13 protein-coding genes are annotated in these 17,390 nt (G+C 43.2%); 10 read left to right on the top strand and 3 right to left on the bottom strand.

Translation table 11 applies throughout. From position 1 onward, the window contains the following. Positions 1 to 148: 148 nt before the first annotated feature. The 3 genes from H6G86_RS23485 to H6G86_RS39885 all read left to right on the top strand — a co-directional run bounded on the left by H6G86_RS23485 (position 149) and on the right by H6G86_RS39885 (position 2,394). Entirely contained in the window at positions 149 to 1,054 is a 906-nt protein-coding gene (locus tag H6G86_RS23485) for a YsnF/AvaK domain-containing protein (RefSeq protein ID WP_242064930.1), read from the top strand. Between the two features lie 126 nt (positions 1,055 to 1,180). Beyond that, entirely contained in the window at positions 1,181 to 2,104 is a 924-nt protein-coding gene (locus tag H6G86_RS23480; RefSeq protein ID WP_190936336.1) for an ion channel, read from the top strand. Between the two features lie 104 nt (positions 2,105 to 2,208). After that, the gene (locus H6G86_RS39885) at positions 2,209 to 2,394 is read left to right on the top strand and encodes a hypothetical protein (RefSeq protein WP_190936335.1); all 186 of its coding nucleotides are present in this window, start codon (positions 2,209 to 2,211) and stop codon (positions 2,392 to 2,394) included. A 76-nt stretch (positions 2,395 to 2,470) separates the two neighbouring features. On the opposite strand, the gene psbA is transcribed toward H6G86_RS39885, so the two are convergent. From psbA to H6G86_RS23460, 3 genes are all read right to left on the bottom strand, one after another. Further along, the gene (psbA, locus tag H6G86_RS23470) at positions 2,471 to 3,553 is read right to left on the bottom strand and encodes a photosystem II reaction center subunit D1 (protein WP_190936334.1); all 1,083 of its coding nucleotides are present in this window, start codon (positions 3,551 to 3,553) and stop codon (positions 2,471 to 2,473) included. Positions 3,554 to 3,881: 328 nt separating this feature from the next. Further along, positions 3,882 to 5,381 carry an MBOAT family O-acyltransferase gene (locus H6G86_RS23465; protein ID WP_190936333.1) on the bottom strand — a complete coding sequence of 500 codons (1,500 nt, stop codon included), beginning with the start codon at positions 5,379 to 5,381 and terminating at the stop codon, positions 3,882 to 3,884. Between the two features lie 141 nt (positions 5,382 to 5,522). Next, positions 5,523 to 8,534, bottom strand: a complete 3,012-nt coding sequence (locus tag H6G86_RS23460; protein ID WP_190936332.1) for a DUF1574 family protein — start codon at positions 8,532 to 8,534, stop codon at positions 5,523 to 5,525. A gap of 485 nt (positions 8,535 to 9,019) precedes the next feature. Between H6G86_RS23460 and H6G86_RS23455 the strand changes: the two genes are divergently transcribed. The 7 genes from H6G86_RS23455 to H6G86_RS23425 all read left to right on the top strand — a co-directional run bounded on the left by H6G86_RS23455 (position 9,020) and on the right by H6G86_RS23425 (position 17,229). After that, complete coding sequence (locus H6G86_RS23455) at positions 9,020 to 9,256, top strand: hypothetical protein (protein ID WP_190936331.1); 237 nt, start codon at positions 9,020 to 9,022, stop codon at positions 9,254 to 9,256. 101 nt (positions 9,257 to 9,357) lie between these two features. Next, on the top strand, positions 9,358 to 12,444 hold the full coding sequence (ppc, locus tag H6G86_RS23450; RefSeq protein ID WP_190936330.1) for a phosphoenolpyruvate carboxylase: 3,087 nt from the start codon (positions 9,358 to 9,360) through the stop codon (positions 12,442 to 12,444). 136 nt (positions 12,445 to 12,580) lie between these two features. Beyond that, positions 12,581 to 12,835, top strand: a complete 255-nt coding sequence (locus tag H6G86_RS23445; protein ID WP_190936329.1) for a hypothetical protein — start codon at positions 12,581 to 12,583, stop codon at positions 12,833 to 12,835. Positions 12,836 to 13,577: 742 nt separating this feature from the next. Continuing rightward, complete coding sequence (locus tag H6G86_RS23440) at positions 13,578 to 13,883, top strand: small RNA NsiR4-regulated ssr1528 family protein (RefSeq protein ID WP_100898458.1); 306 nt, start codon at positions 13,578 to 13,580, stop codon at positions 13,881 to 13,883. 751 nt (positions 13,884 to 14,634) lie between these two features. Beyond that, complete coding sequence (locus tag H6G86_RS38865; protein ID WP_242064929.1) at positions 14,635 to 15,258, top strand: hypothetical protein; 624 nt, start codon at positions 14,635 to 14,637, stop codon at positions 15,256 to 15,258. 320 nt (positions 15,259 to 15,578) lie between these two features. Further along, positions 15,579 to 16,541 carry an aldo/keto reductase gene (locus H6G86_RS23430; protein ID WP_190936327.1) on the top strand — a complete coding sequence of 321 codons (963 nt, stop codon included), beginning with the start codon at positions 15,579 to 15,581 and terminating at the stop codon, positions 16,539 to 16,541. Positions 16,542 to 16,782: 241 nt separating this feature from the next. After that, positions 16,783 to 17,229: a hypothetical protein gene (locus H6G86_RS23425; RefSeq protein WP_190936326.1), complete on the top strand. Its 447-nt coding sequence runs from the start codon at positions 16,783 to 16,785 to the stop codon at positions 17,227 to 17,229. Positions 17,230 to 17,390: the final 161 nt, after the last annotated feature.

Below are 17,390 nucleotides of genomic sequence, written 5' to 3'. Positions count from 1 at the left end.
GACTAATTAATAATTAATTCGACAAAGTACAGGTAAAGCTAATTCAACAGCTTTACCTGTGCTTCCAATAGCTTTGGATGAGCAATACATTTAATTTAGCTAAGTAAAAAGCAGTTCATAAACTTTGCATATTATGAATAGCCAACCGATGACAAAAAACATTGGACAGGCAAACGGTAATTCTGGCACTAACACCTCAATCACCTCAATAGCAGATTTGAAAAAGAAGGTGAAGAATTTTGCTGTGTTCGATAACCAAGGTCAGCTAGTAGGAGTCGTTCATGATTTAATTGTGGATGCTAATAGGCGGTTAAACCTAGTTATATCAAACCAGGTCAATCAACAAACTCTAGAATATGGCGAGCAGTTAGCCGATAAACATCCTTCTTTATTTCGATTGCAGAGCCAGAGAATCAAAAAAATCGACAAGCCGACTAAATCTGTTTTCATAGACTTCAACAAATCAGAAATCGAGTATATGCCTGAATATTCAGAAGCAGAAAAATCCGGCGATGTCTACGAGAGCCTACACCTAGGCAACTCAACTGAGCAATTGGTTAATAATCAAACTCAAAATAGCGCAGTTGAGCCAGTGGATTTAGAAGAGGTCAGCGAAGAACAAATTATTCGTCTACTAGAAGAACGACTAGTTGTCGAAAGCAGTAAGCGAAAAGTTGGTGAGGTGATTGTTCGCAAAGTCATCGAAACTCAGATGATCCAAGTTCCTGTCCGGCGTGAAAAGCTAATTGTAGAACAAATTAGTCCAGAACACAAACAACTTGCAGAAATTGATTTAGGTCAAGAAGAAATTGCTAATGTTGAATTGACCGGAATAGAAAGACTCGAAGGTACATGTTTTGAAAGCGGTTTAACAATAAGCGGCGAATTTAACTCGCCGAAAACTGCTAGTTTATTGTTGAATGCGATCGCACTAGAACAAAATCACGGCTGCAATCGAGTGCGTGTTACCATTGCTGTTGAAGATGAGTCACACAAGAATAAATACCAGGAGTGGTTTGATCGCTGTTCGAAAGATCAATCACCCAAGCCGTAAAAATAAGTTTCTAGCAGATAAATTAGTAGGATGGGCAATGCTCATCCTATTTTTTTGCTGATTTAATCACTTCAGCTCAGAGAGTGTCAAAATACTAAGCAGTTGCCGTTCTTTTGGCTACTTGCAATGAAATTTCGACTGAAGAGACTTTCACGAAAGAAACAACAGCGTCTGATTTTACCTATTCAGATTCAAGTTCGAGACGGAAAATTTGAGATTACGGGTATGGGTGTATGGCATTCTTACTGGCGCGATCCCTACCATTTGCTGTTAACTATTCCCTGGGCTGGCTTTCTACTGCTGATTTGTACTTTCTATATAACTATCAATGCTCTATTTGCCCTAGCTTACTTGATAGGAGGAGATTGTATTGCCAACGCCCGTCCAGGCTCTTTTTTAGATGTTTTTTTCTTTAGCGTACAAACCCTAGCATCCATCGGCTATGGGGCAATGTATCCTAAAACAACTTACGCCAACATTATTGTCACCATTGAAGCAATGATTGGTTTGGTGGGAATTGCTGTAATGACGGGGCTAGCCTTTGCTCGATTTTCCCGACCTACAGCTAGGGTGCTTTTTAGTCGTGTTGCTGTAATTACACCTCATGATGCAATGCCAACTCTCATATTTCGCACCGCTAATCAGCGTCGCAATATGATTCTAGAGGCGCAAATGCGAGTCTACTTAATGCGCGACGAAATAACTCTAGAAGGGCAATTTATGCGTCGGTTCTACGATCTCAAACTGTTAAGGAACCAAACACCTAGCTTCACCTTAAGCTGGTCAGTGATGCATGTCATTGATGAGTTTAGTCCTCTATATGGCATGACACCAGAATCCTTAATGCAGACAAATACTATTTTAATTGTCTCTTTGAGTGGCATTGATGAAACGGTTGCACAGGTAGTCCATGCCCGCCATACTTATGCTGCTAATGAAATTTTGTGGAATAATCAATTTACCGATATCTTCTACCACGCACCTGATGGACATCGCTACATTGATTACAACCGCTTTCACGATGTTTCACCTTTGGATGAAATCCTTTAAATGTCTGAAACTTACTCGGAAGTCTGATTGTCTGATGATTGTAAGGCTTTAACAACGACTCGACCATTTTCAACTACAGTGCAATTTTTAACCATACTTTTGCTGTGGTTAACTGGTACATCCTGACACTGGTTCTGGTGCGAGATATTTTGCTCCTGTTGTTGGTTGAGGACGACAACACAACAGGCGGAGGGGGAAAAGGACATATAAAGTATTTTGATCTCTATATCTATTATCGCTCTACTGATGATGCTTGGCTGAAAAATTTGCTACCCATCTGCTTTGATTAAACCAATTAAATATGGCTCCAACAAAAAAGCGCCCTCCATCACTGGAGGACGCTTTCTATTTAGCTAATCTTCAGAATTAACCGTTGATAGCAGGAGCAGTCATTGCTACAGGAGTAATTTCACCAGCAGCTAAGTCTAGGGGGAAGTTGTGAGCGTTACGCTCGTGCATTACTTCCATACCCAAGTTAGCGCGGTTGATTACGTCTGCCCAGGTGCTGATAACGCGACCTTGAGAGTCAATGATTGATTGGTTGAAGTTGAAACCGTTCAGGTTGAACGCCATCGTGCTGATACCCAAAGCGGTGAACCAGATACCGACGACAGGCCAAGCTGCTAAGAAGAAGTGCAGTGAACGGCTGTTGTTGAAGGAAGCGTATTGGAAGATCAAACGACCGAAGTAACCGTGGGCTGCAACGATGTTATAGGTTTCTTCTTCTTGACCGAATTTGTAACCGTAGTTTTGTGACTCGGTTTCGGTGGTTTCACGCACCAAGGAAGAAGTTACTAGAGAACCGTGCATTGCAGAGAACAAGGAACCGCCGAATACACCAGCCACACCTAACATGTGGAAGGGGTGCATCAAGATGTTGTGTTCTGCTTGGAACACAATCATGAAGTTGAAGGTTCCAGAGATACCCAAAGGCATACCGTCTGAGAAAGAACCTTGACCGATTGGGTAGATCAAGAATACTGCGGTAGCAGAAGCCAAAGGTGCGCTGTAAGCTACGCAAATCCAAGGACGCATACCTAAGCGGTAAGAAAGTTCCCACTGACGACCTAGGTAGCAAGCGCAACCGATCAAGAAGTGGAAAACTACCAATTGGTAAGGGCCGCCGTTGTACAACCACTCATCTAAGGAAGCTGCTTCCCAGATTGGGTAGAAGTGCAAGCCGATAGCGTTGGAGGAAGGAACAACTGCACCAGAGATGATGTTGTTTCCGTAGATCAAAGAACCTGCAACTGGTTCACGGATACCATCAATGTCTACTGGAGGTGCTGCGATGAAGGCAATTACAAAGCAAGCAGTAGCTGCTAGTAGGGTTGGGATCATCAGTACACCAAACCAACCAACATATATACGGTTGTCAGTGCTGGTAATCCACTCGCAAAAGCGATCCCAAACGTTAGCGCCAGAGCGCCGTTGTAAGGTTGTGGTCATTTTTTTATAAGTGCTATTTTTTGTTAAAAATGGAACAAGCAGATTTTGTTTTGCCTGTTGAATTACAGTCTACATGAAATTACTTGGACGCGATCTTTGGCTTAATATTCTGTAATAGAATTCTTTAACAAGATCGTCGAAATGTAAAGTTTTTCTACTATAAATAATAGTGATAAAAGTAAGCGATTAAAGCTTTCTAAGCTATTGCAAAATTAAACCGATCACCTAGTTTATTATCTTTACATTCCGTTACAAATAGTCCGGATCATTTGTAACGAAATAATAAGTTGTACATTGTCTTATGTTGCAGTTGATTGTTTGTAGAAACTTAAAAATCAAAGTAGATATAGGGCAAGCTGCCTTCAGGAGCTAATAACCAAACAGCGTAGAAACATAGAGGGACAAAGACAAGCTTAATGGGCCAGTTAAACTCTAACTTCAGCATCCGGTTAAAGGCATAGACTACAGCCATCACAGCAGCTAAAGTTAGCAGCACCCAAGTGAGTTGGTATTGGCTAATATTTAAAGCATCCACATAGACCTTTTGAGCAAACTGGGCATCAGCAGGATAACGCCAAAGGTGTCGGATTACTAAAGAAGAGTCTGCGATATTCGGTAGACGGAACCAAATCCAAGAGGTAAAAACCATCAGTTGGGTCAAAAACCAAGCGACGAAGATACCTAGAGGATTTTGCCAGAATTGCTCCAGATTTTCAAAGCGATCGCTCATCGCATCTGTAAGTCGATGAACCACCAAAGCTAACCCGTGCAATATGCCCCAAACTACATAACCCAAAGCAGCACCGTGCCAGATACCAGCGATTAGCATCACAGTAAATAAATTCCAGCAGGTGCGGACTAAACCCCGACGCGAACCACCCAAAGGAAAGTAAACATAGTTACGTAGCCAATCTCCGAGAGTGATATGCCAGCGCCGCCAAAATTCTCCAATACTGGTGCTGAAGTAGGGAAAGTCAAAATTTTCAGGTAGAACCAAGCCGAAAAGTAAGGCACTCCCACGGGCAATATCTACGTAACCGTTGAAATCTAGATATAACTGCAAACCGTAGGCGAATGTTGCTAACCAGAGATCGGTACTACCGGCCCGTTGTAAGTTACCAAAGCATAAATCGACAAAAATTCCCAGGTGGTCTGCAAAAATACCTTTTTTGACTGCACCTCTAGCAATTAACCACAGCGCCTCTGCTACTCTATCGGCACTGGGAAAGTCTAGCGTATTGAATTGATTTGCTAAGTTGTGGTAGCGCGTAATCGGGCCGGAAATCAGTTTGGCGAAGAATAATTTATAGGTGGCAAATTTAAGAAACTGATCGGTAGCAGGCGCACCACGATAGACATCTATTAAATAGGCAATACACTCAAAGGTGAAAAATGAAATTCCCAAAGGTGCAATCAATTTAAAAGAGTTATCTGGTGAGTTTGCTTGAATATTGAAAACAAACTTAAATAGAGGGGTTAGATACTTAAAAGCTAATAATAGTAAGACATTTAGAGCTATACCCAGCCACAAAACTTTTAGACGACGGCGATTCCAGTCACCTTGGGCAAATTGCCACTCTTCATTAGAAATTTGCCAGTCCAGAGAATGTTTTCCTGGTGATGTATTTTTCCCAATCTCTAGCCCTAAACGAAAATTGATAAACGTCAATGCTAATAGCAATGGTATGTATTGGATATGCAAAGATGCGTAGAAAACCAAACTAGCAATTAGCAGCGTCCATAATCGTAATTTCTGTTGTGCTAAAGACCAGTAAATTCCTAAAGCACTCAACAAGAAAAGACCATAGAAAATTGATATAAAGTTCATTTTTTAGTCATTTATTATTTGTCATTTGTCATTTGTCATTTGTCATTTGTCATTGGGCATGGGGCATGGGGCATGGGGCATTGAGCATTGGGCATTAATTATTCTCTTCGTCCCCTTCCCTTGTCCCCTTGTCCCCCTTGCCTACTTCACTGGCCAGGGAATCATCGGGTCATTAGCCAACTTTTTGGAGACTTCGTATGCTCCAAAGCGGTTGAGGTGGCTGGGATCAGAGAAGTAGTCATGTGCTTTGGGCCACTTTTGGCTCAGATCCCGATAAATAAAGTTGGGATTAGTAGCTAGACGCAACATATATTGCTGAAATTGTTGCTCATATTGTCTACGCACTGGATCTAAATAATCTGCCGTGAGAGGCATATTGACAAACACTAAGGAAATTTTCTGAGACTGGGTAAACTGAAGCACTTCTTGAAGAGCAGCATCTTGCTGTCCTTCTACTTGGAAAGATTTATAGTCGTTGTCGTAATTTCCAGTAACTCTAGAATGTTTTTGATAGTATCTAGCAGGATTGAAGCGAATAGACAAAGGTAGAAAGCCATCAAAATCAACTGCTTGCTGGGAAATACTCTCATCTGAAGTTCCATCTGTTAGCTGTTTTTGTGATGCAACTGTCTGATTACTACCAAATATAAGCAACTGTTTTTGCAATAAGCCTTTAATTTGGTCGCGGTTTTGATAGCTAGCAGAAAGAGATGCTAGACCCTGATTTAACGAATCATTGACAGCTTGATATGTGCTAATCTCCTGTTTTTCTTCTTTTACCTTCTCTTCTGGCGAACTTTCCTGATTTTCGGGCGATTCGCTGCTATTTGCGATTTTTGGGTTCTTTTGTAATGCTTGCTTATAACCAGCTGATGCAGCGATGGATTTAAAGGTAATGTCCTCGCGTCCACCATTGAAAGCACGGGCCCCATCCGCCCAGAGAATTATTTTAGGCAGTTCTGATGGTTCCAGTACGTGACGAAGCACAAAGTCTACAACTTGTGCAGTAGCACCGTTGATCCCAAAGTTAAACACGTCAATATTGGGATAGCCCTGAGTCGCTAAAGCTTTAGAAAGTTCTGCTGGATCTACTCCTCTGAGGGCGCGGGAGGAGCCAATAATTAATACATCTGGCGGTGTACCAGTTCTCGCTAAACGCTGTTTATACAGTGCTAGCTGCTCATCTAACTGCCTGACATTGAAACTTGGCATCTGCGATCGCGCTGCTAAAAGAATAGCTGTTGCGGTTGCTTTTTCTTTCAGTGGTGCGGCTGCCAAATTCTTTGTCGAAGTATCATCACTTTGAGTAAACTCAGAAGCATTAAATACAGAACTCTGATTTGCAGGAGATTTTGTTTTAGAAGTGCTGCTAAAAAATATCGGTTTCTCACTTTGAGTTTTTTCAGATGTTAAAGATGCCTTTTGTCCAGATGATGAAGGTAAGACACTGGCTACTTTTGGCAAACTCGGTTTAGTCTGTGCAGTAATTCGACCCAATACCCAATCAGTTTGGAGAGTGAGTAATAATCCCAGTGTCCCCCAAACTAAAGCAATCTTAAGTCCTTGATCGTCAGGATTTTCTTCTGCTAACTTGTGGCTTTCGGTAAATAGCTGGCTTTTTAACAGGAACTTTTTCGCGGTTGCACTCGCCGTTGCTATCCAATCTCGCGCTACTTCTGTTACAAAACTTTGAACTTCTTCTGTTGTTAAGTCTGGGCGCAAAATTGGTTCACTAGTCTCAGAGGGGATCAAATCATCCACGTATTTAGAAGTAGCAGCGAATTCTGGTGTTGCTTCTGGTACTAAACGTTGGCGATGTTCAAGATCAACGCCATAGTGCCAAAAAGGTTCTTTATTCCCAGCCCGGCGACCGTATATACGTATTCCCATAATACCGGGAATTTTCAAATGGCGGATAAACTGCGTAATTTTACTTGCTACTTGTTGACGACCTGGACAAACAGGCGCATCACACATGATGTGCAGTAAATCATTTTTGTTCAGTAAGAGGACGCGAATTCCACCTGTTAATAAACGCCAATCTAGGTCAGGATTGAGTAAACGCTCCAGTAAAAATGTGATGGCTGGTTCATCGCCAGTATTAGCTAAATCTAGTGGTGATGTGGCAAAGGCGGGATAGGTTGTGGCGGGTAAAGCTAGCCAATCAATCCAAGTGGGTTGCTTGTCGCCTGCTTTTTGCCCGTAGATGGTGGCAGCGAGAATGCCTTGAGGTGCGATCGCTTCTAACTGGGGTACAATCGCCTCTAAACACGTTGTTTTGTCTGGGATTGGCGCAGTTCCTAAAGGATCAAAAGCTGGCGTACAAAAGATATGTAGAGTTGATTCTTTCAGAGAAGCTTGGACAGCAACTTTTAATCCTGACAATACCTCAGTTAATAACCGAGCGATCGCTTGGATATCACCCCAACGCGCCCATTCTTTCAGCATTACCTCTGCTGGTGTCAAATCGACACGCAGCAACCAATCAGGGGCAGTTTCGCCGCTTACCTGGGAAACAATTACGGCATCTTGGTATCCAGAAAGCTTGAGATAACGCAACTTTTCTGCGATTGGTTCTGCAAGCAATGAGGCATCAGGGCTATAGCTCGACTGGCAAAATATCCACAGGCGGTTTTCTTCCGGCTGAGAGTTCTTTGGCTGATATGGTTTAATCTTTGCCTGTACCGATACACCTAACGTACTCAGAGTTTCGCTGAGATATCTAGCGATCGCCTCTGGGTTTCCTTGGCGTGCCAAACTTTCGTTAGAGACAATTAGCGCCCCACCCGACTGTTTTGATTTTTCCGAATCTGCTAGCAAGGCTTGCTCCACTTGCTCCAGATGCTTATCTATTTGATTCAAGTAAACCCGATGGCACCATTTGGGGCGCTGTTCCCCTTTTCTTCGGCCATAGACAAATACTTGATATATTGAGGTTTGTTCGCTGCTTGTGAGAATATCTAAGTTTGTTTGCTGTAATGCTTGCAGCAAATCAGACAAAGTACGCCAACGCTGCGGACATTCTGTACCTTCACAAAGAATATGAAGGTCATTTCCCCGTAACCGGACTTTCACCCCGAAAGTGTTAATCCCTGTGGCTTGGCTTACCCATTGCACTAAGGATTGCTGGCGATCTGGTAATACTGTTTTCATGGGAAGTTAACTTTACAGGAAGCGATGGTTGGGGGATAGTGCCTGCACTTGTAAACTAGAACCATAGGTCTATCACACTCTGACGTTTTTTTTTAACAATTTTGTTACCTTCGTAGCTTACAAAATCGGCCAAGATAGTCTTGTACAGGTTGTAAGTCTGACTAATATTGAGTTTTGCGTTTATTTTACTAATAGGGAGTCATAAATCAGAAGTTAGGAGTTAGGAGAGACGCGATTAATCGCGTACAGGAGCCAGGAGTCAGAATAATTCTATATGACTGGCTGATGACTTGTCCTTTAAAGCTAGACTTGCGTTTCATTGCGCTAACGCCCCTAATAGGTGAAATAACCAACAAGCTTATCTCATTTCAACTCCATTCCACGATTGTTGGAGTTATCCTAATTCCTAACTCTTAACTCCTGTACAGACGTGATTAATCGCGTCTCTACGTCTCTACTCATATTCCCATAACCAAAAATTAGCAATGCCTCCTGCCAACCAAGAACCCTCAACTAACCCGTCATCCCATATCGATTTATTTACCATTCCTCAATCGTTCCTTTTACAAATAGGTACAGCGTCTATATTACTGCTGCTCATTACTGGAAAAACCACCGTAAGGGCACTAGAAAGCATAGGGGAAGCCAGTGAAGAATTGTTTCGAGGCGATCGCCTACCCATTCTCGACTTCCCAGAGGAGCGCGAAACTAATCAAACTTAGAAAATATACACCAAATAATTATTTGCTCAGGAATAACCCGATGAGCATTCAGTAGAAAACCTAGAAGCGTCAACAGTAATTAGCTTTACAAGATAGAGAATATGGGTTCCCTTTTATACTCTTCGTCTCAAACTGCGGATATATACCCGGTGTCGGAATTATTTTTGCGTCATCGTCTCCAGGTAGTGGAAGAATTGTGGGAGTCTGTTCTCCGGCAAGAATGCGGTCAAAACATGGTAGACTTGTTGCGGCAATTGCGCGATTTATGTTCGCCAGAAGGACAGGCAACAAATGACCAAGCATCCTCAGCCGTCAAATTAATTGAACAACTAAATATCAACGAAGCAATCCGCGCAGCTCGTGCCTTCGCTCTGTATTTTCAGTTGATTAACATCATAGAGCAGGAATACGAGCAAAGGCAGCAATTGAGCCGCTATGAGGCAGAAATAGAGCCTACAGATGCAGAAAGAGCATCTAATGTCAATTACTCGTCCAATCAAAGAGAAGATGATGCGCCTGTTAGCAAGGGAATAGCAGCAGAATTGCTGGCAAAGAATTATCTCGAAAAAGCGCAAGTCAAACCAAAAGGGACTTTCGCTGCTTTGTTTCCCTATTTGTTCAAACAGAATGTACCACCCCAACAAATTCAACGTCTCATCGCTCATCTGGATGTGCGCTTAGTTTTTACAGCGCACCCGACGGAAATTGTTCGTCATACTATCCGGGATAAGCAGCGACAAGTGGTACAACTCCTGCAAAAACTGGATTCCTTAGAAAACCATGCTGGTGGTACAGGTGGCGGATATGCTTGGGAAGCAGCAGATGTCCGCGAACAATTGCTCGAAGAAATTCGCCTCTGGTGGCGCACCGACGAACTTCACCAGTTCAAACCTACTGTGCTAGATGAAGTAGATTATGCCCTACACTACTTCCAAGAAGTTTTATTTGATGGCATTCCCCAACTTTATAAACGTTTCAAACATACACTATCCAATACCTTTCCGTGGCTAGAACCACCAAGTAAAAACTTTTGTTCTTTTGGCTCTTGGGTAGGCTCAGACAGGGATGGGAACCCATCAGTTACACCAGAAGTCACCTGGCAAACAGCTTGCTATCAGCGCAAAATGGTGCTGGGGAGATATATTCAGTCAGTGAAAAATCTGATTGAATTGTTGAGTGTGTCGATGCACTGGAGCGATGTCTTACCAGATTTGCTGGAATCTCTAGAGTTAGATCAGTCCCAGTTGAGTGAGGTATATGATGCCCTGGCGCTGCGTTATCGGCAAGAACCCTATCGGCTGAAACTCGCTTATGTACTAAAACGGCTAGAAAATACTCGCGATCGCAATCTAGCTTTGTACAATCGGGAAACGCCAAAAAATCAAGATAGTCCCCTGTATCGTTCGGGAGACGATTTTTTAGCTGAACTGCGGATGATTCAGCGTAACTTGACAGAAACAGGTTTAAGCTGTCGAGATTTAGAAAATCTCATCTGTCAGGTAGAAATTTTTGGTTTTAACTTGACACAGCTAGATATCCGTCAAGAATCATCCCGCCACGCTGATGCGCTGAATGAGATTCTACAATACCTGCAAATATTACCTCAACCTTACAACGACCTATCTGAGGAGCAAAGAGTAGCTTGGCTCACAGGAGAACTGCAAACCCGCCGGCCGTTAATTCCAGCAGAATTGCCATTTTCTGAAAAAACCAACGATGTAATTGAAACTTTTCGCGTCGTGCGATCGCTCCAACAAGAATTTGGTCTAAATATCTGCCAAACTTACATTATCAGCATGTGCCGCGACGTGAGCGACGTGCTAGAAGTACTACTGTTAGCCAAAGAAGCCAGACTTTTTGACCCCGCCATAGCCGTGGGAACCATTCAAGTTGTCCCCCTATTTGAAACAGTAGAAGACTTACAACGCTCCAGAAGCGTCATGCGGAAACTGTTTGAACTCCCGTTATATCGCGCTTTGCTAGCCGGCGGCTACGAACAGGCAAAAGCAGAAGATACCGATGAAAATTCATCCTCCCCTGTCTCCCCTGCCCTTGCTACCTCTCCCTCCCCCCTCACCCCTAACTTGCAAGAAGTGATGCTGGGGTATTCTGACAGCAACAAAGACTCTGGTTTTTTAAGCAGCAACTGGGAGATTCATAAAGCCCAAAAATCACTGCAACAAATAGCAGAAGAATACGATATAAATTTGCGGATTTTCCACGGACGCGGCGGTTCTGTAGGGCGGGGAGGTGGCCCTGCTTACGAGGCAATTTTGGCTCAACCGGGTCATAGTATCAATGGGCGAATCAAGATTACCGAACAAGGAGAAGTTTTGGCTTCTAAATACTCCTTGTTGGACTTGGCTTTGTACCACATGGAAACCATTACCACTGCTGTGATTCAAGCGAGTCTGCTGCGGACAGGGTTTGATGATATTGAACCCTGGAATGAGATTATGGAAGAATTAGCAGCGCGATCGCGGCAACATTATCGGGCTTTAATCTATGAACAGCCTGATTTTGTTGACTTCTTCCACCAAGTAACCCCCATTGAAGAAATTAGCCAGCTACAAATTAGTTCTCGTCCAGCCCGTCGCCCATCTGGTAAGAAAGATTTAAGCAGTCTGCGAGCTATTCCTTGGGTATTTAGTTGGACGCAAACCCGCTTTTTGCTTCCTTCCTGGTATGGGGTTGGCACAGCGTTACAAGAATTCTTGAATGCAGAACCAGAAGAACACTTGAAATTAATGCGCTACTTTTACGTTAAGTGGCCCTTTTTCAAGATGGTAATTTCTAAGGCTGAGATGACTTTGGCAAAAGTAGATATGCAAATGGCACATCACTACGTTCAGGAATTGTCACAATCAGAAGATCAACTTCGTTTTGCCAAGGTTTTTGACCAAATTGCCAGCGAGTTCTATCTCACAAGAGATTTGGTGTTAAAAATCACCGATCACAATCAACTGTTAGATGGCGATCCTGTCTTGCAACGATCTGTGCAGTTACGCAATGGCACAATTGTCCCCTTGGGATTTATCCAAGTTTCCCTGCTCAAGCGCCTACGCCAGTCTATGAATACTAATGCCACTTCTGGAGTCATCCATTCTCGTTACAGCAAAGGCGAGTTACTGCGAGGTGCATTGTTAACTATTAATGGAATTGCAGCTGGGATGAGAAATACAGGTTGATTGGGAATGGGAAATGGGAAATGGGAAATGGGAAATGGGAAATGGGAAATGGGGAATGGGGAAGCAGAAAAGTAGAGAGCAAAGGTGTAAAGGTGTAAAATTTTTCATTCTCCCTAATTCTCAATTCCTAATGCCAATGATCAAAAATAGAATTTTCATTTGCACTTTTTTGGCGCTATTATCAGGTTTTTTTGGTGCTTACACTAGTGGGCAAATCACCGTAATGCTGCATAGCCAAAAATGTCAAAACCAATCTTGGGGTTTCCAGGTGATGTGCAACGCTTGGATGACACCAGGAGCAATATGGCAAGGTAGCACAACAGGGCTATGGACAGGAACTATTTTAGGGGCGTTTGTTGGAGGTTTAGTGACGCGACAAGCTCGTGATTAATCTGTTAAACGTGAGTTAGACGAACCTCTCCTTGCCTTGAACTAAAGTTCAAGTCTTTCCCTCTCCGAATCGGAGCTACGGTGTATACACAAGTCTGAAGTTGTTCAAGAATCTGGGTTTTACCCCACCTTAACCACTGCTTGAATTCAATGAACGATATCTCCAATTCAATAAATGACCACCCGAATTCAATAAACAAACACCCGAATTTAATAAACGACCACCCGAATTTAATAAACAACCACCCGAATTCAATAAACAACCACTCGAATTCAATAAATGACCACCCGAATTCAATAAATGACCACCCAAATTCAATATATTTATTGCATAAATTCTCAAAACCTTACCTGAAACCTGATTTACTAAGGTTTTAACTTTAGTTTTACCCCACCCATCAGTGCGATTAAGTAGGTAATGTTTGGGATTTAAGAAGAAATTCGACTTGTGTGTACACGGTAGCTCTCCGAATCGGAGAGGGAAGGTTTTGTGTAGTAAAACCAGGGAGCAATACTTTTTAGATAAACTCAACAATCTCTCCTTTGATCTGGGAAAAGGTTACTGGGGTTCGGTAAAGGTAAATTCAAACCCTTTTCCCCTTCCCCTTTCCCCCTTAAGCGAAAAGTATTGAACTAGGGAGAGGTTTTTGATTCAGACAATTGCAATTAACCCTCAGCAGGAGAAAGGTGTCAGCAAGGCTGGTAAAATCTACCCATAGCAAAGAAGAGTAAATCAAATCACTATGCCTACAGAAACTAACCCAGGGAATCAAACTACCACGGGTGCTGATGCTATTGATGAAGCGATCGCACAGGGAATTGATTTTGATGGTTCTCCCATTCCGCCTGCCAAATTAGAACTTTATGGTAAAGTCATGGCGCTAGAAGGCAATAGACAGCGCAGTGGCGTATCTAATACTATGCGATCGCGGATTGTGCGAATTGGTGCAAAACACATTCCCCAAGCAGAACTTGACCAATTACTTGTAGATGCTGGTTTCGCACCCCTAAAAGAAAAAGAAATTGCCTTTTTTTATAGCGGCAAATAAATATAGCAGCGCAGCACAGTCAAGGCGCATATAATTCGCGGCTACACAAACAAGTAAAGTAGCCGTGAAATTACTGTAAATAAACGAACTATTAACCCATCCATAACCTATCTGTCATCGACAATCCGGTAATCTAAATTTCTCACTGAAATGGCGTGGGCAAGGAGCTAATTCTCCAAAATGCGCTCACGATTTCCAAGAATAATTGAGGATATAGATGATGGCAAAGGTTGGTTACTCAGTGTTTCAACGCGTCAACACTGCGCGTTTGCTGCGTAAAATATGCTTACTGGCGCTGACTGTGCCATTCTTAGCTAGTTCTGCAATCGGTTTGGCAACTGCCAACGAGAAGGATTACGAGTACGAAGGTGAGAACGAGACATACGCTATCGGACTTTGGGGCGATATGCCCTACTCGGATCTCCAGGCGACAACGGGAGTCCCGAACCTCATTGCTGATATGAACGCGCAAAACCTGGCCTTCACTGTCCACGACGGCGACCTGAAGGCGGGCAACTCTACGCCCGGCTCGGTCACGCCGACCACGTGCAGTAATGAACTCTACACTCAGGCGCTCGGCTATTTCAACTCCCTGAAGGCACCAGCAGCCTTTACCCCAGGTGACAATGATTGGACTGATTGCGATCGCCCCTCAAACGGTGGATTCAACTCACGCGAACGCCTCGACTACCAGCGTCAGGTATTCTTCAGCACAAAGTTTTCCCTAGGGCAGCGTCGGCTAGTCCAAGAGGTGCAGACAACTCCACTGTGTCTTGGTGCAATCGGTGCAGTACCCTGTGTGGAGAATCGGCGCTGGACGGTTGGTAGGGTTACTTATGCAACACTCAATATCCAGGGTTCGTGCAACAACCTGTGTGACACTGCGCCTGATCCGCAAGAGTACGCAGCGCGAAACACAGCTAATATTGCATGGATGAGAGAAACTTTTCAAGTGGCAAAAACACGCAATTCAGCTGCGGTTATGTTTATCTCCCAAGGCAATCCAGGGTGGGATCTGACCGACGGAACCAGAGCGCCTTTGCGCGATCCGAAGACGCTCGTGCAAACCGATGGACAGCCTGATGGTTTCAAGGACTTTTTATTAGCGTTCCGCGATGAGGCGATCGCTTTCCGCAAACCGATTGCCTACGTGGATGGTGACTCGCACTACTACCGTGTTGACAAGCCATTTTTAGATGCTCAAGGCAGACGCATTGAGAACTTCACTCGCGTCGAGACATTTGGCGACAATGCGGCGAACGGCACCAACGATGTAAATTGGGTCAAAGTGACCGTAAATCCCCGTAGCCGAGAAGTGTTTTCGTATCAGCCACAGATTGTTCCCGGTAATCGAGTAGCGGTTCCGTCTCCTTAACGCCAAGCAGTTTCTAATTGTTGCTAAATGCAAATATAAAAGCCCAAAACTACAATTTTGAGTTTTCACGGGATAACCCAAACCTTGATTTTCCGGTATGGGCAATTTATATATAAATTGCCTATACTGCGTGTAGTTTGGCGTAAGCCCTATCTATACCTCACACATCCCAAATTGCCATCGATATTTTGGCTTCTTCAATATTTTCCTAATATCGTCAAAAAGTGTATCTTCAGCAAGATATTGTCAACTTTCCCTTGCGTTTGAATTGGCACACAGTTATATGTACTTAAGTAACAGCTGAAACACTTGGAGAACACATGTCAGGAACTACGCCAAATTCAGAAATGTTATATCGAGTTCTCGGCAGTACAGGAGAGAAAGTTTCTGCGATTGGATTGGGTGGTTGGCACATCGGCTTAAAAAACGTTGATGAGCAACTGGGTATTCGAATAGTGAGAACAGCGATTGATCGCGGCATCACCTTTATGGATAACAGTTGGGATTACAACGGTGGAGTCAGCGAGATTCGCATGGGAAAAGCACTGCGTGATCGCTACCGCGATAAAGTTTTCCTGATGACGAAAATCGATGGACGCTCAAAAAAAGCAGCAGCACAGCAGCTAGACGAATCACTTCAACGCTTACAAGTAGATTGCATCGATCTTGTTCAGCACCACGAAATTATTCGGTACGAAGACCCGCATCGAGTTTTTGACGAAGAAGGGGCAAATGCTGCTTTGATTGAGGCAAAAGCAGCTGGCAAACTTCGATACATTGGTTTCACTGGACACAAAGATCCCTATGTTCATCTGCATACGCTGGAAGTCGCAGCCACTTACGGGTTTAAATTTGATACAGTGCAAATGCCGCTCAATGTAATGGATGCCCACTACCGGAGCTTTGCAAAACTGGTTGTGCCAGAACTGGTTAAACAAAACATCGGCGTTCTGGGAATGAAAAGCATGGCAAACGGTATTCTTTTACGGTCAAATACTGTAACGCCAATTGAGTGTTTACACTATGCTTTGAATCTGCCCACATCAGTTGTGATTACCGGAATTGACAGTATGGAGATTCTAGAGCAAGCCTTTGAAGCAGTGCGGACTTTCCAGCCAATGAACGACGAGCAAGTGCGATCGCTTTTAGCAAAAACAGCAGAAGCAGGAGCGCGTGGCGAATTTGAGCCTTTCAAAACTTCATCAATCTTTGATAGCACTGCCCAAAATCCAGATTGGCTAGGAGAAGAACCACAGCGCCTCCAGCAATTGATGTCAGCATGATGCTTTTTTAAACACTCCTTAGACTGTAATTGCGATCGCAAACTTTTGCCCAAGCGCGATCGCTCATCTCTAAAATCTGTCTTTGATTAGCAGCAAAAAAATCTTTATTCAAAATTCAATCTATCAAAATAGTGAATTCTTTTCATAACTAATGATGTAAGAACTTCTATCTAGGGATCGATATGGTGAATCAGTTAAATAAAGTAGATTTAGTATACTAAATCACATGAGATTGTATTGTATGAAATCGAATTATTTTACAAAACAGCTTTCCACCGTAAAACGCTGGATGGCTACCACACTGTTTTGTATGTTAGCGATCGCTTTCGTTTGGCAAGGTGCATTTTTCTCGAACACCTCAGCAATGGCTGATCCTGCTGGAACCTTGATCGCATCAAAAGACGCAGGCGATAAAGTTCAAGAAAAAACCAGTAAAGATGCTGGACGAGCTAAAAATTTCATCGACGATACGGCAGATAAAGTTAAGCAAGCTGCCAAGAGCAATGCCAATAAAGTTGACCAAGCAACAGATGGTGGTAGTTTTGCTGAACGCAAAGCAAAAAGAGATGCGGCTACAATTCAGAAAAGAGCAAACGAAGATGCATCTCGGACTAAAGAAGCAGTAGACAACACAAAGAATGTTGTTGAGCGCACTGTTGATAATATCAAGGATGCTTTTGGTAAATAGTAATCCTATTTGAGAAAGGCTTAGATCCCCGACTTCTTTGAGAAGTCGGGGATCTTTTTGTTTACAAAGATTATTTCACCTAGATTAACTAGCGATCGCAGATAAAACTAGCTGCTATAGAACTCATATTTGATTTTTGAAAAAACTCCGTATAACTTAAA

It is taken from the genome of Nostoc sp. FACHB-133, from assembly GCF_014698055.1.
GTDB lineage: Bacteria > Cyanobacteriota > Cyanobacteriia > Cyanobacteriales > Nostocaceae > Nostoc.
Note: the sequence above shows the minus strand (reverse complement) of the source record. Positions and strands in the feature narration are given on the sequence as shown.